Origin of the sequence: Chthonobacter rhizosphaerae, from assembly GCF_013839525.1 — a bacterium.
Lineage (GTDB): Bacteria > Pseudomonadota > Alphaproteobacteria > Rhizobiales > Pleomorphomonadaceae > Chthonobacter > Chthonobacter rhizosphaerae.
The window spans coordinates 97,829-117,474 of the sequence record NZ_JACDIS010000012.1; the positions used below are offsets into that span (position 1 = coordinate 97,829).

General features: G+C 70.5%; 16 protein-coding genes. 5 read left to right on the forward strand and 11 right to left on the reverse strand.

The window, feature by feature from the left end:
- Positions 1–113: 113 nt before the first annotated feature.
- Complete coding sequence (gene rhaI, locus HND91_RS18615) at positions 114–1,406, forward strand: L-rhamnose catabolism isomerase (protein ID WP_181708105.1); 1,293 nt, start codon at positions 114–116, stop codon at positions 1,404–1,406.
- A gap of 93 nt (positions 1,407–1,499) precedes the next feature.
- Here the strand turns inward: rhaI and HND91_RS18620 are convergent, their stop codons facing one another.
- Positions 1,500–1,802 (reverse strand): hypothetical protein, encoded by a 303-nt coding sequence (locus HND91_RS18620; protein ID WP_181708106.1) that lies wholly within the window; start codon positions 1,800–1,802, stop codon positions 1,500–1,502.
- A 366-nt stretch (positions 1,803–2,168) separates the two neighbouring features.
- Between HND91_RS18620 and HND91_RS18625 the strand changes: the two genes are divergently transcribed.
- Together HND91_RS18625 and HND91_RS18630 are read left to right on the forward strand one after the other, a co-directional pair.
- Positions 2,169–3,641: a helicase HerA domain-containing protein gene (locus HND91_RS18625; protein WP_181708107.1), complete on the forward strand. Its 1,473-nt coding sequence runs from the start codon at positions 2,169–2,171 to the stop codon at positions 3,639–3,641.
- A gap of 107 nt (positions 3,642–3,748) precedes the next feature.
- The gene (locus HND91_RS18630) at positions 3,749–5,821 is read left to right on the forward strand and encodes a methyl-accepting chemotaxis protein (RefSeq protein ID WP_181708108.1); all 2,073 of its coding nucleotides are present in this window, start codon (positions 3,749–3,751) and stop codon (positions 5,819–5,821) included.
- 89 nt (positions 5,822–5,910) lie between these two features.
- On the opposite strand, the gene HND91_RS18635 is transcribed toward HND91_RS18630, so the two are convergent.
- The 4 genes from HND91_RS18635 to HND91_RS18650 all read right to left on the reverse strand — a co-directional run bounded on the left by HND91_RS18635 (position 5,911) and on the right by HND91_RS18650 (position 10,702).
- The gene (locus HND91_RS18635; RefSeq protein ID WP_181708109.1) at positions 5,911–7,419 is read right to left on the reverse strand and encodes a DEAD/DEAH box helicase; all 1,509 of its coding nucleotides are present in this window, start codon (positions 7,417–7,419) and stop codon (positions 5,911–5,913) included.
- Between the two features lie 272 nt (positions 7,420–7,691).
- Positions 7,692–9,566 carry a monovalent cation:proton antiporter-2 (CPA2) family protein gene (locus HND91_RS18640; RefSeq protein ID WP_181708110.1) on the reverse strand — a complete coding sequence of 625 codons (1,875 nt, stop codon included), beginning with the start codon at positions 9,564–9,566 and terminating at the stop codon, positions 7,692–7,694.
- 21 nt (positions 9,567–9,587) lie between these two features.
- Entirely contained in the window at positions 9,588–10,148 is a 561-nt protein-coding gene (kefF, locus tag HND91_RS18645) for a glutathione-regulated potassium-efflux system oxidoreductase KefF (protein ID WP_181708111.1), read from the reverse strand.
- Positions 10,149–10,207: 59 nt separating this feature from the next.
- Positions 10,208–10,702, reverse strand: a complete 495-nt coding sequence (locus HND91_RS18650; RefSeq protein ID WP_181708112.1) for a MarR family winged helix-turn-helix transcriptional regulator — start codon at positions 10,700–10,702, stop codon at positions 10,208–10,210.
- 195 nt (positions 10,703–10,897) lie between these two features.
- Here HND91_RS18650 and HND91_RS18655 point away from each other — a divergent pair, with 195 nt between their 5' ends.
- On the forward strand, positions 10,898–11,323 hold the full coding sequence (locus HND91_RS18655) for an organic hydroperoxide resistance protein (protein ID WP_181708113.1): 426 nt from the start codon (positions 10,898–10,900) through the stop codon (positions 11,321–11,323).
- Positions 11,324–11,490: 167 nt separating this feature from the next.
- Positions 11,491–13,422, forward strand: a complete 1,932-nt coding sequence (locus HND91_RS18660; protein WP_181708114.1) for a DUF6030 family protein — start codon at positions 11,491–11,493, stop codon at positions 13,420–13,422.
- Positions 13,423–13,503: 81 nt separating this feature from the next.
- On the opposite strand, the gene HND91_RS18665 is transcribed toward HND91_RS18660, so the two are convergent.
- The 6 genes from HND91_RS18665 to HND91_RS18690 form a co-directional block, all read right to left on the reverse strand.
- Positions 13,504–13,848: a cupin domain-containing protein gene (locus HND91_RS18665; RefSeq protein WP_181708115.1), complete on the reverse strand. Its 345-nt coding sequence runs from the start codon at positions 13,846–13,848 to the stop codon at positions 13,504–13,506.
- A 17-nt stretch (positions 13,849–13,865) separates the two neighbouring features.
- Positions 13,866–14,630: a 2-dehydro-3-deoxy-D-gluconate 5-dehydrogenase KduD gene (gene kduD, locus HND91_RS18670; RefSeq protein ID WP_181708116.1), complete on the reverse strand. Its 765-nt coding sequence runs from the start codon at positions 14,628–14,630 to the stop codon at positions 13,866–13,868.
- On the reverse strand, positions 14,627–15,463 hold the full coding sequence (kduI, locus tag HND91_RS18675; protein ID WP_181708117.1) for a 5-dehydro-4-deoxy-D-glucuronate isomerase: 837 nt from the start codon (positions 15,461–15,463) through the stop codon (positions 14,627–14,629). The genes kduD and kduI overlap by 4 nt, the downstream gene beginning before the upstream one ends.
- Before the next feature lie 210 nt (positions 15,464–15,673).
- Positions 15,674–16,444, reverse strand: a complete 771-nt coding sequence (locus HND91_RS18680) for a FadR/GntR family transcriptional regulator (protein WP_181708118.1) — start codon at positions 16,442–16,444, stop codon at positions 15,674–15,676.
- A gap of 86 nt (positions 16,445–16,530) precedes the next feature.
- Positions 16,531–18,054, reverse strand: a complete 1,524-nt coding sequence (locus tag HND91_RS18685; protein ID WP_181708119.1) for a UxaA family hydrolase — start codon at positions 18,052–18,054, stop codon at positions 16,531–16,533.
- On the reverse strand, positions 18,051–19,529 hold the full coding sequence (locus HND91_RS18690) for a mannitol dehydrogenase family protein (RefSeq protein ID WP_181708120.1): 1,479 nt from the start codon (positions 19,527–19,529) through the stop codon (positions 18,051–18,053). The genes HND91_RS18685 and HND91_RS18690 overlap by 4 nt, the downstream gene beginning before the upstream one ends.
- Positions 19,530–19,646: the final 117 nt, after the last annotated feature.

Genomic DNA, 19,646 nt, shown 5'->3' on the forward strand with positions numbered 1-19,646 from the left:
GGGGAGGGGTCCCGCTCGGCCGCCCGCACGCGAGATCAGCCGCCCGCACGCGATGGCGGGCGATCGCTGGGCTTGGGCGCGCCCGGACAAGAAGCACAAAAGGGGAGGCAAACGTGTCCGCACTACCCATCTCGGAAGACCTGATCGCGGTGGAGAACGACCGCCGGGCCCGCGACCACGCCGCCGACCTCGACGCGCTCTCGTCGCGCCTCGCCCGTCGGGGCGTGGACGTCGAAGGGGTGATCGAGGCGGTCCGCGGCTTCCATGTGGCGGTCCCGTCCTGGGGCGTCGGCACCGGCGGGACGCGGTTCGCCCGCTTTCCCGGCGGCGGCGAGCCGCGCGGCATCGACGAGAAGCTCGTCGACTGCGCGGTGATCCAGCAGCTCGGCCGGGCCACGCCCACCGTGTCGCTGCACATTCCGTGGGACCGGCCGGCGAACGTCGCCGAGCTGAAGGCCAAGGGCGACAGCCTCGGCCTCGGCTTCGACGCCATGAACTCCAACACCTTCCAGGACCAGCCGGGGCAGAGCCCGTCCTACAAGTACGGCTCGCTGTCGCACACCGATCCGGCGGTCCGCCGCATGGCGGTGGAGCACAACATCGAGTGCATCGAGATCGGCCGGGCGCTCGGCTCCAAGGCGCTCACGGTCTGGATCGGCGACGGCTCGAACTTCCCCGGTCAGAGCCATCTCACGCGCGCCTTCGAGCGCTATCTGGAGGCCATGCAGGCCGTCTACGCCCGCGTGCCCGACGACTGGACGCTCTTCATCGAGCACAAGATGTACGAGCCGGCCTTCTATTCCACCGTGATCCAGGACTGGGGCAGCAGCTATCTGGCGGCGACGAGCCTCGGGCCGAAGGCCAAGTGCCTCGTCGACCTCGGACACCACGCGCCGAACGTGAACATCGAGATGATCGTCGCTCGCCTCCTCCAGTTCGGCCGGCTCGGCGGCTTCCACTTCAACGACTCCAAGTATGGCGACGACGACCTGGACGCCGGCTCGGTCGATCCGTTCCGACTGTTCCTCGTCTTCAACGAGCTCGTCGACGTGGAGCTGGGAGCGGGCCTGCCGCCGCTCGCCCACATGATCGACCAGTCGCACAACGTGACGGATCCGATCGAAAGCCTGATCCGGTCAGCGGACGAGATCCGCCGGGCCTACGCCCAGGCGCTTCTGGTGGACCGGCAGGCCCTCGCCGCCCATCAGGAGGCGAATGACGCCATCATGGCCTCCGAGACGCTGAAGAGCGGCTTCCGCACCGACGTCGGCCCGATCCTGGCGGAGGCTCGGCGCCGGGACGGCGGCGCCCTCGATCCGATCGCCACCTACCGGGCGAGCGGGTACCGGGCCAAGGTTTCCGCCGAGCGGCCGGCGTCGCAGGCCGGCGGCGGCGGGATCGTCTGACGGTGCAAAACCCGGCGCTTCTTGCGAACGGAAAAAGGGCGTCGACCCGGCCGGGTCGGCGCCCTCTTCGTTCTTCCGGACGGGAACGCGAAATCAGTCCGTCAGGAAGCCATCGCGGGTCGGGATGTAGGCCTGGCCCGTGTAGGCCGGCACCTTCTCGGCGCGCTCACGCAGGCTGCGGTCGCGGCTGGTCTCGGACGGATCCCAGGCGCCGGTCACGGCGATCGGAGCGCCGGCGTCGTTGGTGGCGACGGCCGAGGCGGCCACGCCGCGGTTGGCCTGGCGCTCGACCTGGCGATCGCGGCTCGAATAGGCCGGATCCCACGCGAAAGCAGGGGCGGCGGCGGTGACGGCAATGACGGCGGCGGCAGCGGCGGCAATGATGCTCTTGGACATAGTGGTATTCCTTTATGCGTCGGCGGAGCCGGATAACGCGTCCGGTCGCCTCCCAGTCCGTTCGGGGACGTTCGGTCCCGGGCCGGTGACGTTGAGATATACCCAGCTTGGGCGTTGCAAAAGACGGCCGTCGTTGAACTCACCGTCACCCAAAAAGTGAATGGTAACAGGCACATAAACTGTTTTTCACAGATTCGTGTTCATGCATCCGTTTAGCCGGGCAGAACTGCCGAGCAGCCTTCCCGGTGGAGAAGTGGAGCTGCCGCGCTTTCCTCGGACCGGCGAATCGGAAAGGGTCGTCCGTTGTCCCGGAACGGGTCAGCCCACCTGGGCCGGGAGCGTGCGGGCGTTGAGGTTTTGGTGATCATGACGGTCAGCGTGGATATCGGCACCAAGACGAGCGGCCAGAGGGCGGCCGTCGATCTGGAGGAGCTCCTCGCCACCCGACTTCTGGTCCAGGGCAATTCCGGGTCCGGCAAGTCGCACCTGCTCCGCCGTCTCCTGGAGCAGAGCGCCCCGTGGGTGCAGCAGTGCATCGTCGATCCGGAAGGGGACTTCGTGACCCTGGCCGACAAGTTCGGCCATGTGGTGATCGACGCCTCCGGAACGGAGCGCGACCTGGCGCTCATCGCCAACCGGGTGCGCCAGCACCGCGTCTCGGTCGTCCTCAACCTGGAAAGCCTCGAGGTCGACCGGCAGATGCGGGCGGCCGCCGCCTTCCTGAAGGGCCTTTTCGACGCGGAGCGGGACCACTGGTATCCGATGCTCGTCGTCGTGGACGAGGCGCAACTGTTCGCGCCCGCGGCCGCCGGCGACGTGGGCGACGAGGCCCGGCGCCTGTCCCTCGCGGCCATGACGGACCTCATGTGCCGCGGCCGCAAGCGCGGCCTCGCGGGCGTGATCGCGACCCAGCGGCTCGCCAAGCTCGCCAAGAACGTGGCGGCGGAGGCCTCCAACTTCCTCATGGGCCGGACCTTCCTGGACATCGACATGGCCCGCGCCGCCGACCTCCTCGGCATGGACCGTCGACAGGCGGAGACCTTCCGCAACCTCGACCGGGGCCAGTTCGTGGCGCTCGGGCCGGCCATGACCCGCAAGCCGGAGCCGGTGAAGATCGGCCCGGTGGAGACCACGGGCCGGGGCGGAAGCCCGAAGCTGGTGCCGCTGCCCGGCCAGCCCGCAGAGGATGCGGCGGACCTCATCTTCAAGCGTCAGGAGGGCGAACTCCTTCCGCGCGCGGCGGCCCAGCCGGTGTCCACGTCGGACGTGCTGATGCAGCTCGCCCGGTCGCGCCCGGAGCCGACGCCGCCGCCGGAAGCGCCGGACCTGTTCGCCGACGTGGAGCGCGAGGCCGCCATCGACGAGGTCATGACGGCTCTCCTCGCCGAGCCGGAGGCGGCCTTCCAGTCCGTGTCCATCCTCTACCAGGACTTCCTGGTCCGCTGCCGGATCGCCCGGGTGCCGGGCGATCCGCCGGACCTGCCCACGTTCCGTCGCCGGCTGGCGATCGCCCGGGCGGGCGTCGAACAGGGGTCGATGGAGAGCTCCGACTGGGACCAGGCGACGCTCGTCGCCGCGTCGCTGCCGGAGGACATCCGCGGCGTCTTCCTGCTGATCGCCCGGGCCGCGCTCCAGAAGGCGCCCTGTCCGTCCGATTCGGAGATCGCCAAGGCCTACGGCACCCGGTCGCCCGGCCGCGCCCGTCGGCTCCTCGCCTACATGGAGGAGCGCGGCTTCCTGGTCTGCGCCAGCGATCTCAGGGGGAACCGGCTGGTGATGCTGCCGGACCTCGGATGGCAGACGGCGCCGGGCGCCCCGGACGCGGTGGCGGCCGAATAGGCGTCCGCCGCATGATTGCGTGCGGCGTGCATCTGCTCTTGGGAAAGAGAATTTCTTAAGAGGATCAGTGTCATTCCTGTGCGCACAATCACATATGGGTGATTCACATGCGCATTGCCGATCTGTCCATCCGCTCCAAGCTGGTGTCGTCGACCGGGCTTCTGTTTACGCTTTCCGTCGTCGTGATCGCCTGGGCCGGTACGGCGATCATGACGTCCTCGGCCGAACGGTCGGCCCGGTCGGAAGCCGAGGCGCTTCTGAACCAGTATTCCGCCATCATCTCCGAGGAGATCGGCCGCGCCGTGACGACCGCCAGGGCCACGGCCCTCGGCGTCGAGGGCCTGTTGTCCGCCGGGGCGACGAACCGCGACAGCCTGGGTGAACTCGTCAAGCACACGGTCGCCGGCAATCCCGCCTTCATCGGCATGACGCTCGCCTTCGAGCCGAACGCGCTCGACGGCCGCGACAAGGACTTCGTCGGCCACGCCTATTCGGACGCGGCCGGCCGCTTCGTGCCCTACTTCTTCCGCAAGGCCGACGGCTCGATCGGCGCGGAGAAGCTGATCATGACCAAGGAGGCGGGCACGGAAGGCTGGTACGACCGGCCGCTCCGGGAGAACCGCTCGCTCCTGACCGCGCCCTACATCTATCCGGTCGAGGGCAAGGACGTGCTGATGACCACGGCCAGCATGGTCATCCACGCGTCCGGCAAGCCCGCCGGCATCCTGACCGCCGACCTGGCGCTCACGGACGTGGCGAAGTTCGTCTCCACCCTGCGGCCGTTCGAGGTCGGCTCGGTTCGCCTCGTCGGCACCGACGAGCTCTGGATCGCTCATGGCGATGCCGCCCTTCTCGGCAAGAAGGCCGACGACCCGCTGACCGGCCGCATCCTGAAGGAGGCCGCAGCGGGCCGGCCCGTCGCCGAGGTGGTGGAGGACGCCGACGGCGCGCACCATTTCACGGCCGCCACCACAGTGAGCTTCCCGGGCATGGACGAGCGCTGGACGCTGATCATGAGCATTCCGGAAAGCGTGCTCGTCGCCGGCGCGGTCTCCGCCCGCAACGCGATGGCGCTGACCGCCGTCGGCACGCTGGCGGTGGTTCTCCTGGTGGTCTGGCTCGGCGCGCGCGCCATCGCCCGGCCGATCCAGGTCATCACCGACCGCATGCGGCTGCTCGCCGAGGGCGACACCAGCACGCAGGCCGAAGGCGCGGACCGCAAGGACGAGATCGGCGCCATGGCCCGCGCCGTGGAGGTGTTCCGCCTCAGCGCCATCGAGCGCGCTCGCCTGGAAGGGCTGTCGGCCGAGGAACAGACCGCGCGCCTGCGCCGCCAGGAACAGGTGGATCGGCTGATCGCCTCCTTCCGCGACGTATCCCGGTCGCTGATCGCCGGCGCCACCGCGGCGACCCAGGACCTCAGCCGCGTCTCCATCGAACTGACCGCCGTGGCGACCCAGAGCGCCACCCGGGCAGGCAGCGCGCGGTCGGCGTCCAGCCTCGCGTCGGCCAACGTGAACTCGGTCGCCTCGGCGGCGGAGGAACTCTCCGCCTCCATCGGGGAGATCGCCGCCCAGGTGTCCAAGACCACGCGGATCATCAGTCAGGCTACCGAGGGAGCGCGCGTGTCGAGCGAGAAGGTCGGCACGCTGGCGACCGCCGCCGACCGGATCGGCCAGGTGGTGTCGCTGATCCAGGCGATCGCCGAACAGACCAACCTCCTCGCCCTCAACGCCACCATCGAGGCGGCGCGGGCCGGGGAGGCCGGCAAGGGCTTCGCCGTGGTGGCGAGCGAGGTGAAGTCGCTCGCCAGCCAGACCGCCAAGGCCACGGAGGAGATCGCCGCCCAGGTGTCCGCCATCCAGGCCGCCACCGGCGAGGCCGTGAAGGCGATCGCTGGCATCTCCGCCGTGATGGTGGACGTGGACCACTATTCCGCCGCCATGGCGTCCGCCATCGAGGAGCAGGGGGCCGCGACCGGCGAGATCAGCCAGAACATCGAGAGCGCGGCGAACCGCACCCAGACGGTCGCGTCCGACATCGAGGACCTGGACACCGCCGTGCGCGAGACCAGCGCCTCCGCGACCCGCGTGCTGGAGGCGGCCGGCACCGTGGGCCGCGCCACCGAGAGCCTCGACCGTGAGATCGACGGCTTCCTGAAGTCCGTCGCCGCGGCCTGAATGCCGCGCCGCAGCCGGAGAAGAAAGAAGGCCCGCCGGATCGGATCCGGCGGGCCTTTTCGTCGTCAGGTCGTCAAGGCGGCGAAGCGTCAGCCGCGGCCGCGCCGTCCGTCGCCGCGCGGCTGGCCGCCGGCGTCCCGCGGACGGCTCGGCTGGGCGAGGAAGCCGACGCGGCCGAGGCTCGCCTCGGCGGCGCCGGTGTCCCGGTGCTGCGGACGGGGCTGGCCGGCGGGCTTGCCGGTCCGGTCGCCCTGCCGGTCCTGGGGACGGCCGTCGCGGGCGTGGGTGTGGTGGCCGTGCTCGCCGCCGGAGGGCTTGCCCCCGCGCCGCTGCTGCGACTGGCCGGGGCGGCTGCCGCCCGGGCGGCCGGAGCCGCGGGCGTCGTCGCGTCCGCGATGCGGGCCGCGGGCGCCCTGGGCGGCACGCTCGTCGCGGTCTGTCTCGGCGCGCGGCATGTGCCGCACCTCCACGGTGCCGCGACGATCCTCGGCCGGGATCTTCTGCCGGGTCAGCTTCTCGATGTCCTTCAGGTACGCCCGCTCCTCCTGGTCGCAGAAGGAGATGGCGATGCCGCTCGCCCCGGCGCGCGCCGTGCGGCCGATGCGGTGCACGTAGCTTTCCGGGATGTTCGGAAGGTCGAAGTTGATCACGTGGCTGACGCCGTCGACGTCGATGCCGCGGGCGGCGATGTCGGTCGCCACCAGGATCGGCGTCGCGCCGGACTTGAAGCCCGCGAGGGCCTTCTCGCGCTGGGCCTGGCTCTTGTTGCCGTGGATGGCCACGGCCGCAATGCCGTCCTGCTCCAGCGACCGGACGACGCGGTCGGCGCCGTGCTTGGTGCGGGTGAAGACGAGCACGCGGTCCGGCTTCTCCTCCACGATCACGTCGCGCAGGAGCGTCCGCTTGGCGGCGGTCTCGATGTGGATGATCTTCTGGGCGACCCGCTCGGCGGTGGTGGCGACAGGCGCCACCGTCACCGTGGCCGGGTTGGTCAGGAGGTCGCCGGCGAGCTGGCCGATCTCCTTCGGCATGGTGGCCGAGAAGAACAGGCTCTGGCGCTCCTTCTTCAGGCCGCGCACGATCTTCCGCACCGAGTGGACGAAGCCCATGTCGAGCATCTGGTCCGCCTCGTCGAGGACGAAGACCTCGGTCTGGTCGAGCGAGACGGCGCCGGACTCCAGGTGGTCCATCAGGCGGCCCGGGGTGGCGATCAGCACGTCCACGCCGCGGCGCAGACGATCTTCCTGCGGCCGGTGGCCGACGCCGCCGAACACGGTCGCGACCGAGATGTTCGGGATGTAGCGGCCGTAGGACTTGAAGCTGTCGGCGATCTGGGTCGCCAGCTCGCGGGTCGGCGACAGCACGAGGCAGCGCACGCGCCGGGGCTGGGCCAGACGGCCCTTGGCGAGGTGGTTGAGGATCGGCAGAGCGAAGGCCGCGGTCTTGCCGGTGCCCGTCTGGGCGATGCCGAGCAGGTCACGCCCCTTGAGGAGCTCGGGGATGGCCTGGGCCTGGATCGGGGTGGGAGTGGTGTAACCCTCGTCCTCGAGGGCCTTCAGAAGCAGCTCGGACAGGCCGAGGTCAGAAAAAGAGGTCAAGCAACCGTCTTTCGAATAAGCGACGGCGACCGCTGCGTCCCAAGCGGGGCGCGGTACGATATCGCGGGTGTCGAACGCCCCGCGTGAATGGGCCATTCAGGAAAATCGGTCCGGCGACGCCTCAGGCTCTTGGCCGAAGCGGTCGTTCACGCGACCATCTGATGTTGCGATGCACAGTGATCGCGTCCCTCACATGGCCGGTTTCCTAGCGGAAGTCAAGGTTCAGGCCGCCGCATGCGGCCAGATGCGCGGGTTTCGGGCAGGATTTCCGCTCAGCGCGCGCCCCGCACCTCCTCGCGCAGGCTTTCCGCGTCCCAGCCGGCGTCCTCCACCTCGTGCAGCGTCTGGAAATCGCGCTGGAGCACGTTCGCCAGCATCTCGCGCCGCTCCCGGAAGGCGAGGCCGTAGGCGTCGCGGTCCACCTTGCCGCGGATCTCGCGCAGGATGCGCATGGTCTCCGTGTCGTGGCGGCGGAAGATGCGGCCGATCCGCTCCGATTCGAACCCCGGCAGGCCGAGCGCCTTCAGGGTCTCCGTGCCCATCTCGATGCTGCCGGCGAACGTTTCGCGCACCACGGAATCGGCGCCGAGCGCTTCCAGCTCGTAGGCGTGCGGCCGGTCGAACGCGCGGGCGATGATCTTCAGGTGCGGGAAGTTTCGGCGGGCCATCTCGATGATGGCGGCGGTGGTGTCCTTGTCGTCGGTGGCGACCACCAGGATAGAGGCCTCGTCCGCGCCCGCGGCGTGGAGGAGATCGTGGCGCCGTGCGTCGCCGTAGTAGAGCTTGAAGCCGAACCGACGCAGCGCCTCCAGCTGTTCGGCGTCGTGCTCCAGCACCGTCACCTTGATGCCCCGGCCGATCAGGATGCGGCCGACGATCTGGCCGACGCGGCCGAACCCCGCGATGATCACCCGGTTGCGCTCCTCGATGGTGTCGGGCGCGCGGTCGTCCGGGCGGTCGGCCCGGCCGGCGGTCAGGCGCTCGAACAGGATGAAGAGCACCGGCGTCGTCAGCATGGAGAGGGCGACCGCCGCCGTCAGCAGGCTGCCGGTGCCGCCGTCGAGGATGCGGTTCTGGCCGGCGAAGGAGAGGAGCACGAAGGCGAACTCGCCGATTTGCGACAACGCGATCGCCATCAGGGCGGCGTCCGACCGGGCGAGCTTCGCGGCCCGGGCGATCGGGTAGAGGACGAGCGCCTTCAGGGCCACGATCCCGGCGACGAGCGCCGCGAGGAGAACGGGCTCGGCGAGCACGAGCGACACGTTGATCGACGCGCCGACCGAGATGAAGAAGAGGCCGAGCAGCAGTCCCTTGAAGGGCTCGATATCGGTCTCGATCTCGTGGCGGTATTCGCTGTCGGCGAGCACCACGCCGGCGAGGAAGGCGCCGAGCGCCGGCGAGAGACCGACGCTCTGCATGAGGAGAGCCGTGGACGCCACGAGCAGGAGCGCCGTGGCGGTGAAGATCTCCCTCAGCCGCGTGGTGGCCATGAAGTCGAGCACCGGGCGGAGGGCGAGCCGGCCCGCGACCACGATCAGCGCCACGGCCGCCAGCACCGTGAGAGCCGCGGCCCAACCGGGCAGCCGGTCGATGAGGGTCGGGTCCGCATGGGCGGCTTCCGACGCGCCGGCGCCGCCGAGGAGCGGCATGACGGCGAGGATCGGAATGATGGCGATGTCCTGGAACAGAAGGACCGCGAACGTCGCCTCGCCCGGCGGGCTTTTCAGCAGGCCCTTCTCGGCGAGGGCCTGGAGCACGATCGCCGTGGACGACATGGCGAGGATGAGGCCGATGGCGACCGACGGGCCGAAGCCCTGGCCGAAGAGGAGGGCGACCGCCGCGACCGCGACGGCCGTGACGCCCAGCTGCAGGCCGCCGAGGCCGAACACGGCGCCGCGCATCTGCCAGAGGCGGGACGGCTGCAGTTCCAGGCCGACCAGGAAGAGCATCATCACCACGCCGAACTCGGCGACGTGCATCATCTCCGGGTCGGCGTTCACCAGTCCGAGCACGGACGGCCCGACCACGAGGCCGGCCACGAGATAGCCGAGCACGGAGCCGAGCCCCAGGCGCTTGGCGATCGGCACCGACGCCACGGCCGCCGCCAGATAGGTGGCGCTCTCCACCAGGAAGCCGTCGGCTGCCATGGGTCTCTCCTTTTCAGAGGATCAGGGGGTGACGGCCCGCACGGGCGTTCCGTCGCGGAGTGTGGTCAGGCGGGCCTGGTAGGCGCGGGCGGCGCGGTCGATCTCCTGGGCGTCCGCCAGGTGGGCGCCGTGGAGCACGAACGGCGGCTGCCAGACCATCCGGCAGAGGTTGGCCGTGGCCTCGAACGGGCGCAGCAGTTCGTCGATGCTCCAGTGGTTCAGGCCATCCGGCGAATAGGCGCGCTCGCTGCCCCCGGCCGTCACCGCCTGCATCCAGAGCTTTCCGTCCAGGCGATGACCCTCTCGCCCATAGGCCCAGCCGTGCTCCAGGACGAGGTCCAGCCACTCCTTCAGGAGCGCCGGCGCCGAGTACCAGAACAGCGGATGCTGGGCCACGATCACGTCGTGTTCCAGGAGGAGCGCCTGCTCCCGGTCCGGATCGACGGCGAAGTCCGGGTAGGTCTCGTAGAGGTCGTGGACGGTGACGCCCTCCACCATCCGCGCCGTCTCGATCAGGACGCGGTTGAACCGCGAGCGGCGGATGGCCGGATGGGCGAAGAGGATGAGAATCCGTCGGGCCATGGGCAGGCGTCCATCAGTGGCGGGTTGGCGCGGGAAGGTAGTGGGTTCCGTGGCGGCCGTCACCCCTCCGCCCGGCCGGGCGTGTCGGCGGGGAAGGCGGCGGTCGTTTCCTCCACGGCGGCAAGCAGCGTGCGGCGCAGGCCTTCGAGCTCGCGCCGCAAGGACGCGATCCTGTCGCGGTCCCCACCCATGGCGCAGGCGATGGCGGCCGGAATGCCGGCGGCCCGGGTCTTCAGGGTCCGGCCCGCCTCCGTCAGGGTGACGACCACCTGCCGCTCGTCGGACCGGGACCGGGCTCGCGTCACCAGCCCGCTCGCCTCCAGCCGCTTCAGGAGCGGCGTCAGCGTGCCCGAGTCGAGCCCGATCGCCTTGCCGATCGACGAGACGGTGCGCCCGTCCTCGGCCCAGAGCGCCAGCATCACGAGATACTGCGGATAGGTCAGCCCCAGCGGATCGAGCAGCGGCCGGTAGAGCCGGTTGAACGCATGCGCGGCCGCATAGACGGCGAAGCAGAGCTGGCCGGACAAGGCGAGCGCGTCGCCGGGATCTCCCATGGCCGGGTCTGTGGTGGGGGGCGGGGTCGCGCGGTTCTGCATGGCCTGGTCGCCGTCTCGATCACGATCTTGTTTCCGGACCATCATATTGCATCCGATTAGATTGTGTGCAATCAAATTTCTGCCGCTGCCCGGTGGGCCTTTGGCGGCCGGACCTATCAGCAGCTGGACATATCAACACCCGAAGGAGCGGTCATGAAAGTCGTCTACACCACCCGTGCCACAGCGACCGGCGGCGGCCGGGACGGTCTCGCCCGCGTCGAGGACGGCGATCTTGCGGTCCGGCTGGTCGTGCCGAAGGAGATGGGCGGCCCCGGCGGCGACGGCACCAACCCGGAGCAGCTGTTCGCGACCGGCTACTCGGCCTGCTTCCTCGGAGCGCTCCGCTTCGTGGCCGGCAAGGAGAAGGTGCAGATCCCGGCGGAGGCGACCGTCACCGCCACGGTCGGCATCGGCCCCCGGGACGATGGCGCCGGGTTCGGCATCACCGCCGAACTCGCCATCCACGTGCCGGGCCTCGACCGCGAAACGGTCGAGAGCCTCGTCCAGAAGGCCCACATCGTCTGCCCCTATAGCCACGCCACCCGCGGCAACGTGGATGTGAAACTCTCTGTGGCCTGATCGGACAGGCAACGCGCCTCCGTTCCAGCGATTCGAAGGCCGCGCGTCAGCCCACGCGCGGCCTTATTCATGCTATAAAGACCGTGGTTTCCGACCTGCCGGAAAGGTCTCGTTCACCGAGGCCGCACATCCTGGCCGTGTGCGGCTTGCGTACCGAGTGACTGCCGATGTCGATCTACGACCGAACTCCACGGACGAGCAGGACCACGCTCGACGACGAAGACGACGACCTCTTCGTGGTGGATCCCGACGCCGTTTCCGATCTCGGCTATGACGAATCCCCGCTGGTGCGGCAGAACCGGCGCGGTCTGATCGTGGCCGGCATCGCGGTGGTGGTGCTTGCCGGCGTGGTGCTGAAGATCGGGATCGACCCGATCCTGGCGGTCGGCCACGGTCTGGTGCGCATCGTCCAGGACGGCCTCACGGAGCGCACCAAGGTCGTCGTGGAGGAGACGGTGAAGCGGCCCGAGGACCGCCTCGCCGCGCTGCCGCCGGATGTGCGCAAGACGCTTCTCAGCCCGGAGCCCGGCGGGGCGGCCGGCGCCTTCCGGTGGAAGCAGGCGGTCGATCCGGTCCGGTTCTGCAAGCTGATGGACGGCGCCGGCCTGAAGAACGACGGTTGGAAGCCGCTGTTCGAGGGCAGCCCGGTCCACCAGTGCATGACCGATCTGATCCCGGTGCCCGGCTCCAAGCCGGTGGCCCGCCCGGCGCCGGTGGCGGAAATCACGGACCCGGACGCCCTTCAGGAGGCCGGGCTGGAGGTGATCGCGCCGGAACCGCAGCCGTCCACCTTCTTCTTCTCCGCCCGGGGCACCAAGGATCGGCTGGAGACGATCCGGTTCAAGCTCAACCTCGACGATGATTCCGTCCGCGACGACGCGGAGAAGCGCCTGTTCGCCTTCGTCCAGAAGGCGGCCGAGCAGATGTCCTGGTCGGTGCCGCAGGCCGGCTTCGAGGCGATCCGGAAGCGGGAGCGCTATCTCGGCTCCGCTGCCGGCGTCACGGTCCAGATCCATCCGGAAACCTCCGGCGCGGACCGGGTGAACGTGGTCTTCCTCCTGATGGAGGAGGCCCCGATCCTCGCCGGCAACAAGCTGACGCCCTATCCAGGGCCGAAACCGATCCTCGCGCCCAACCCGAACGCGGCCCTTCTGCCCGCCGACCAGGCGCTTCCGGTCGATCCGACCGTGGAGGCGGAACTGGCCGCCGCCAAGGCCGCGCAGAGCACGGGCGTGCAGCGGACCCTGATGCCGCTGAAGGACCTCGCGCCGCTCCCGGAGCCGGACGTCGCCGGCCAGCCGGGCGCCGCCGGTCAGCCGGGCGGGGTGCCCGGCCAGCCGGAGGTCGCCGGTCAGCCGGGCGCAGCGCCCGGTCAGCCGGAGGTCGCCGGTCAACCGGGCGCAGCGCCCGGGTCCGATCCGATCGGTGCTCTGGTCGCCGCGGCCCCCGCCGATGGCCCGGCGCCGGACGCCCAACCTTCTCCGGCCGCCGGATACCTGCCGTCCGCCACACCCTCCACGCCCAAGTCGGCGCCGACCGCCGCCGGCCCCGAGAGCGCGCCTGCCGAGCCGCCCCCCCAGGCCGACGTCATGCCGGAGACGCCGCCGGGCCTTGCGTCCGCGCCGTTGCGGACCGCCGCGCTGCCGTCCGCCGAAGCGCCTGTCCCGGATGCGCCTCCGACGCTTCCCGCGCCGCCGCCCGGACCCGCCGCCGCCGAACCGCCCACCGCCGTCACGCCGCCACCCGGCCCGGCGGCCACCGCGGCGGACGCCATGACGGCGGCCGTCGATCCTGCGGCGGCCCCGGCCGAGCTCCCGCCGCTGCCGCGTCGCCGTCCGCCGGTTCCGGTCGCGCCGGTGGCCGAGCGGCCGGCTCCGGCGACCGCCGAGTCGCGCCCCGTCGCCGAAGCCGCGCCCGCGGCGCAGTCGGCGCCCGCCCGCCGGAAGGGACCCCTGGTCCTCCTGCCGACCGCCGCCGCCCCTCCGCCGGCTGCGCCCGCCGCGCCGGATCCGGCGCCGGCCGAGCCGGAGTTCGACGACGAGTCGCTGCCGGGCGTGCGGACGTCGAGCGGCCTCGTCAACCCGGCGGTCGGAAACTGAAAAGGCGCCCCGGACGGGGAGGGGTCCTCCCACGTCCGGAGCGCCTTGACGACGATCAGCGGTCCGACAGGGCCGATGCGGTCAGCCGAGGAATTCCTCGCGGCGCGGCGTGAACACGTCGATGAGGGCGCCGTCCTCCAGCGCCACGACGCCATGCATGGCGTTCGCCGGCACGATGAAGGTGCCGCCCTGGTCGAGCCGCACTGTCCGGCCCTCGATCGTGACCTCGAACGCGCCGCGCTCCACCAGGCTCGCCTGGATGTGCGGATGGTTGTGCATGCTGCCGACCGCGCCCTTCCGGAAGTCCACGCGCACCATCATCATCTGGTCGTTCTGCACAAGGATCTGGCGGCGGATGCCCGGCTCCGTCGGGGTCCAGTCCGTGCCCTCGGGGCCGGTGAAGAGATCGTCATGATACTTGGCCATGGGAGATGCTCCAGGGATCAGCGCGCAAGCCACCCGCCGTCCACCGGCAGGGTGATGCCGTGGATGTAGTCGGAGGCGCGGGAGGCGAGGAAGACGGCGGCGCCGCCCATGTCGTCGGGCCGCGCCCAGCGGCCGGCGGGGATGCGCTTCAGGATGTCGGACGAGCGCTCCTGGTCCTTGCGAAGCGCCTCGGTGTTGTTGGTCTCCACGTAGCCCGGCGCGATGGCGTTCACGTTGATGCCCCTGCCGGCCCATTCGCAGGCGAGGAGCTTGGTGAGGCCGGCGACGCCGCTCTTGGAGGCGGTGTAGCTCGCCACCCGGATGCCGCCCTGGAAGGACAGCATGGAGGCGATGTTGATGATCTTCGCCGGGCGGCCGTCCGAGAGCGCGCGGCGGGCGAGCGCCTGGGCGGCGAAGAAGACGCTCTTCAGGTTGAGGTCCATCACCGCGTCCCAGTCCGCCTCGGTGAAGTCCACCGCGTCCGCCCGCCGGATGATGCCGGCGTTGTTGACCAGCACGTCGATCGGGCCGTGTTCGGCCCAGACCGCGTCGATCACGCCGGCGGCCGCCATCGGGGCGGAGAGGTCGGCCTGGACCGCCTCGAAGCGCCCGCCCGCCTCGGCGATCCGGGCGGCGGTGTCGTCCATGGACGAGCGGCCGACGCCGATCACCGCGGCGCCCGCCGTGGCGAGCGCCAAGGCGATGCCCTGGCCGATGCCGGTGTTGGCGCCGGTCACGACCGCCCGGGTGCCGGCGAGGTCGAAGAGGGCGGGAGCCGTCACTTCAGCACCTCCAGGCTGACGGCGTCCATGTCGGTGTAGTCGATGTTGTCGCCGCCCATGGCCCAGCAGAAGGTGTAGGCGCCGGTTCCGGCGCCGCAATGGATCGACCACGGCGGCGACAGGATGACTTCCGATTCGCCCACCACCAGGTGGCGCGTCTCGGTCGGCTCGCCCATTAGGTGGATCACCTTCGAGCCCGGAGCGAGATCGAAGTAGAGGTAGACCTCGGACCGGCGATCGTGCACGTGCGGCGGCATGGTGTTCCAGACGGAGCCGGCCGCGAGTTCGGTGACCCCGAGCACCAGCTGGCAGCTCTGGCACACGTCCGGGTGCACCATCTGGTAGATCGAGCGCACGTTCGACGTCTCGGCCTTGCCGAGGTCCAGCTTGCGCGCGTCGGCGATCTTCAGAAGCTTCACCGGATAGGACGTATGGGCCGGGGTGGAGACCAGGTAGAAGCGCGCCGGGGTGCCGGTGTCCGCGCTCTCGAAGGTCACCTCGCCGGCGCCCATGCCCATGTAGAGCACGTCGCGCGGACCCACCTCATAGGTGCTGCCGCCGACCGTGATCCGGCCCGGGCCGCCGATGTTGAGCGCCGCCATCTCGCGCCGGTCGAGGAAGCCGGCCGTGCCGGTCTCCTTCGCGGAGGACAGCGTCAGCGGGCCGGCGGACGGCACGACGCCGCCGACCACCAGGCGCTCGTAATGGGAGTAGACGAGCCGGATCTCACCCGCCTGGAACAGGGTCTCGGCCAGGAACGCCTGGCGCAGGCCCTCCGTGTCCAGGGACTTGGCACGGACGGGATCGACAGCCTGACGGGTTTCAACGCGCATGCGGGAACGCTCCAGATTCGTATGATGACTTTGAATGTCGTTATACTAATCGACGGGCCATCGTCATGCAACCGCGCCTTGGCGAGCGGTCGGCGAAATCGGGATGGGTCGTCAGCGCGTTCCGGAGAGCGGCCGGGGCGCGCGCTGCCGTCCGGTGGCGACGGCCAACGGCAGGGGCTGGTCGGATGGCGAACCGGGGACGGAGGGTGGTCAGCTCAGCGTGACGGCGAGATCGCGCTCGGTGGTGACGGTCCGGTTGCCGGCCGTCTTCTGGAAGAGCACCTGATAGCGCCGCTGGCTCTGGGCGAGGTGCGTGCGCATGGCTTCCCGCGCGGCGGCGGGCTCGGAACGGGCGATCGCCTCCAGGATGGCGGCATGCTCGGCCTGCATGGTCTCCAGGTACGGCTTGGAGAGCACGTACTCAGGGGCCGCCATGGAGACGAGGTCGCGCGGGATCGTCCGCCGGCCGAGCACGTCCAGGATCTCCACGTAATAGGGATTGTTGGTCGCCTCCGCGATCGCCCGGTGGAAGGCGAAGTCGGCGTTGCCGGTCGGCTGACCGGTCTCCAGGTCCTGGTTGAAGCGCTCGAAAGCCTCCCGGATCTCCGCCTCCTGCGCTCCCGTCCGGCGCTGGGCGGCGAGACCGGCGGCTTCGATCTCCACCGCCATGCGGACTTCCAGGACATCGAGCACCGCCGTGAGCCGGCCGGGCAGGTCCGGCAACAGGCCGAGGCCGTCCTTCGGCTTGTCGAGCACGAATACGCCGGCGCCCTGGCGCGCCTGCACCAGTCCGTCGGCGGAAAGGACGGCGACCGCCTCCCGCACCACGGTGCGGGAGACGCCGAACTCCTTGATCAGCTCGACCTCGGTCGGCAGTTTGCCCCCGGCCGCGAGCGCGCCGCTGGCGATGCGGGCGCGCAAGGTGTCGATCACGCGTTCGGCGCGTTTCGGTTTCGCTTTCGGGGCCGCGACCTTGCTCATTCGGTGTCTCCGGTCACCGGATCGACCTCGCGTCAATCTGCATGAACGCGCGATTCGAACCCAGTCCTCCGTCCCTTATACGGACCTCACATCACCGCGCCGATCTGCCATGGCACGAATTCCGCGTCGCCATAGCCGAGAGCCTCCGACTTGGAAGGCTCGCCGGAGGCCACCCGGAGCATGGCCCGGAAGATCTCCCGGCCCTTGTCCTCCAGCGACACGCCGTCCAGCACGTCGCCGCAGTTGATGTCCATGTCGTCGGTCTGCCGGGCGTAGAGGTCCGAGTTGGTGGCCATCTTGATCGACGGCACCGGCTTGGCGCCGAAGGCGGAGCCGCGGCCGGTGGTAAAGGCGATCAGGTTGGCGCCGGACGCGATCTGGCCCGTGGCCGACACGGGGTCGTAGCCGGGGCTGTCCATGTAGACGAAGCCGCGCTCGTCCACCGGCTCCGCATACTTGTAGACGCCGCGGAGCGGCGAGGTGCCGCCCTTGGCGGCCGCGCCCAGCGACTTCTCCAGAATGGTGGTGATGCCGCCGGCCTTGTTGCCGGGGGAGGGGTTGTTGTTCATGTCGCCGTCGTTGCGGGCGGCATAGTCCTCCCACCAGCGGATCCGCTCCATCAGCTTCTCGGCGATCTCCGGCGTCTCGGCGCGGGCCGTCAGCAGGTGCTCGGCGCCGTAGATCTCGGGCGTCTCCGACAGGATGGCGGTGCCGCCCTGGGCGACCAGGAGGTCGGCGGCGACGCCGAGCGCCGGGTTGGCGGTGAGGCTGGAATAGCCGTCCGAGCCGCCGCACTGGAGGCCGACCGTCAGCTCGCTCGCCGGCACCGTCTCGCGCCGGGAGGCGTTGGCGACGCTGAGCATCTCGCGCACGGCCTCGACGCCCATCTCGATCGAGCGGCGGGTGCCGCCGGATTCCTGGATGGTGAAGGTGCGGAAGTGCGGGCCCTCCACGAGGCCGTAGCGCTCCTTCAGGCGCGGGATCTGGAACACCTCGCAGCCGAGGCCGACCAGGAGCACCGCCCCGAAGTTCGGGTGCGTGGCATAGCCCCACTGTGTCCGCTCGATCACATCGAACGGTTCGCCCTTGCCGGCCATGCCGCAGCCGGTGCCGTGGACGAGCGAGACCACGCCGTCCACGTTCTCGAACCCGTCCAGGATGCCGGACTGCTCCACCGCCTTGGCGATGTACTTGGCGACGGTCGCCGAGCAGTTCACCGAGGTGAGGATGCCCACATAGTTGCGCGTGCCGACCTTGCCGGACGGCCGGCGGTAGCCCTCGAACGTGGCCGGCTCGATGGTCGGCGCCGCGATGGCGCCGAGGTCGACCGCCTCGGCGTGCCGTTCGAAGGCGTGCATCTCCACGTTATGGACGTGCACGTGGTCGCCCGGCTCGATCGGCTGGCTGGCGAAGCCGATGATCTGGCCGAACTTCAGGATCGGCTCGCCCACCCGGATGCCGGTGGCGGCGAGCTTGTGGCCCTTCGGGATGCGCGCCCGGGCGACGATCCCGTCGGCCGACGTTCCGGCGTCGACCGGATCGAGCGCGACCACGATGTTGTCGGCCGGGTTCAGCCGGAGGATGCGGGGCGGTTTGGCGAAGACGTTCATGCGGCACTCGTCCGTGAGACGGCGGCCACCGTGGCGGCGGATCCGGCGGAGAGAAGCCGGGTGAGCGCCGCCGTGACGGCGGACCGGAAGCGGGAGTCGGCGGGAAGGTCCGTTCCGAAGACGTCGGCGACCGCCAGGAAGCCGTTCACCAGGGCTTCCGGGTCGGCGCCCGCACCGTCCGCGATGGCGCGGAGGCGCGCGGCGAGCGGGTCGCGCACGTCGATGGGCTGGCCTTTCTCGTCGACCCCTCTGACATAAGCCATCCAGGCCGCGACCCCAAGGGCCAGACGGTCGAAGGCCGCGCCGGCGGCAAGCCGGGCGCGAATCGTGCCGAGCAGGCGCTGGGGCAGCTTCTGACTGCCGTCCATGGCGATCTGCCAAGTCCGGTGCTTGAGGCCCCGGTTGCGGAAGCGGCGGACGAGAGCGTCGCGGTAGGCCCCGAGGTCGATGCCCGGCACGTCCACCGTCGGCATGACCTCCTCGGTCATCAGGTCCCGGACAAGCGTCGCGAAGGCCTCGTCGGCCATGACGTCGGCCACGGTCTCGTAGCCGGCGAGGTAGCCGAGGTAGGCGAGGGTGGAATGGGACCCATTGAGCATGCGCAGCTTCATCAGCTCGAACGGCTCCACGTCCTCCACCATCTCCACGCCGACATCCTCGAAGCGCGGCCGGCCGGCGGGGAAATCGTCCTCCACCACCCATTGGGTGAAGGGTTCGGTCATCACCGGCCAGGCGTCGTCGGTGCCGAGGGCGGCCTTCACGGTTGCGCGGTCCGCGTCCGTGGTCGCCGGCACGATGCGGTCCACCATGGAGCACGGGAACGCGACCTCGGCGTCCACGTAGCGGCCGAGGTCCGGATCGCGCAGCTCGGCGAAGCGCGCGACGATGCGTTTCACCGTGCGGCCGTTGGCCGGCAGGTTGTCGCAGGAGAGGACGGTGAACGGCTGGACACCGGCGGCGCGACGGCGCGCCAGCGCCTCGACGAGGATGCCCGGCGCGGTGGTCGGGGCCGTCGGATTGGCGAGGTCCGCCCTGATGCCGGGATGGTTCTCGTCGAGCCGGCCGGTGGCCGGGTCGTGGCAGTAACCTTTCTCGGTGACCGTCAGGGTGACGATCCGCACGCGAGGGTCGGCCATCACGGAAAGCAGCCTTTCGAGCGCCTGCGGGGCGACGATCACCTCCAGGATGGAGCCGGTCACGGACAAGTCCGTGCGGTCGTCCTCGCGGACGGCCAGCGTGTAGAGCCCGTCCTGCGGGTTGAGGGCGTCCGCCGTGTCGGGCGAGCGCAGGGACGCGCCGACGATGCCCCAGCTCGGATCGACCTTCAGCAGCGCATCCACATAGGCGGCCTGATGGGCGCGGTGGAAGGCGCCGATGCCGAGGTGGACGATGCCCGGCGTGACGGCCGACCGGTCGTAGTCGGGCCGGCGGACGGCGGCGGGCAGGCTCTGGAGCGAAGCGGCGGTGAGGGGCATTCGGGTCTTGATCTCTTCCTTGAGGGGGTCGGCGGGCCCGGATGGGGAGCGGGGCCGCCGGCCCGGACAATCCGGCTCCCGGTGGCCGGGAGCCGTCGGAGGCGTCGGGGCCGCGAG

Coding starts and splice junctions, on each gene's coding strand:
- HND91_RS18620 (WP_181708106.1), bottom strand. CDS start 1,802: ATGTCCAAGAGCATCATTGCCGCCGCTGCCGCCGCCGTCATTGCCGTC.
- HND91_RS18625 (WP_181708107.1), top strand. CDS start 2,169: ATGACGGTCAGCGTGGATATCGGCACCAAGACGAGCGGCCAGAGGGCG.
- HND91_RS18630 (WP_181708108.1), top strand. CDS start 3,749: ATGCGCATTGCCGATCTGTCCATCCGCTCCAAGCTGGTGTCGTCGACC.
- HND91_RS18640 (WP_181708110.1), bottom strand. CDS start 9,566: ATGGCAGCCGACGGCTTCCTGGTGGAGAGCGCCACCTATCTGGCGGCG.
- kefF (WP_181708111.1), bottom strand. CDS start 10,148: ATGGCCCGACGGATTCTCATCCTCTTCGCCCATCCGGCCATCCGCCGC.
- HND91_RS18650 (WP_181708112.1), bottom strand. CDS start 10,702: ATGGGAGATCCCGGCGACGCGCTCGCCTTGTCCGGCCAGCTCTGCTTC.
- HND91_RS18655 (WP_181708113.1), top strand. CDS start 10,898: ATGAAAGTCGTCTACACCACCCGTGCCACAGCGACCGGCGGCGGCCGG.
- HND91_RS18660 (WP_181708114.1), top strand. CDS start 11,491: ATGTCGATCTACGACCGAACTCCACGGACGAGCAGGACCACGCTCGAC.
- HND91_RS18665 (WP_181708115.1), bottom strand. CDS start 13,848: ATGGCCAAGTATCATGACGATCTCTTCACCGGCCCCGAGGGCACGGAC.
- kduI (WP_181708117.1), bottom strand. CDS start 15,463: ATGCGCGTTGAAACCCGTCAGGCTGTCGATCCCGTCCGTGCCAAGTCC.
- HND91_RS18680 (WP_181708118.1), bottom strand. CDS start 16,444: ATGAGCAAGGTCGCGGCCCCGAAAGCGAAACCGAAACGCGCCGAACGC.
- HND91_RS18685 (WP_181708119.1), bottom strand. CDS start 18,054: ATGAACGTCTTCGCCAAACCGCCCCGCATCCTCCGGCTGAACCCGGCC.
- HND91_RS18690 (WP_181708120.1), bottom strand. CDS start 19,529: ATGCCCCTCACCGCCGCTTCGCTCCAGAGCCTGCCCGCCGCCGTCCGC.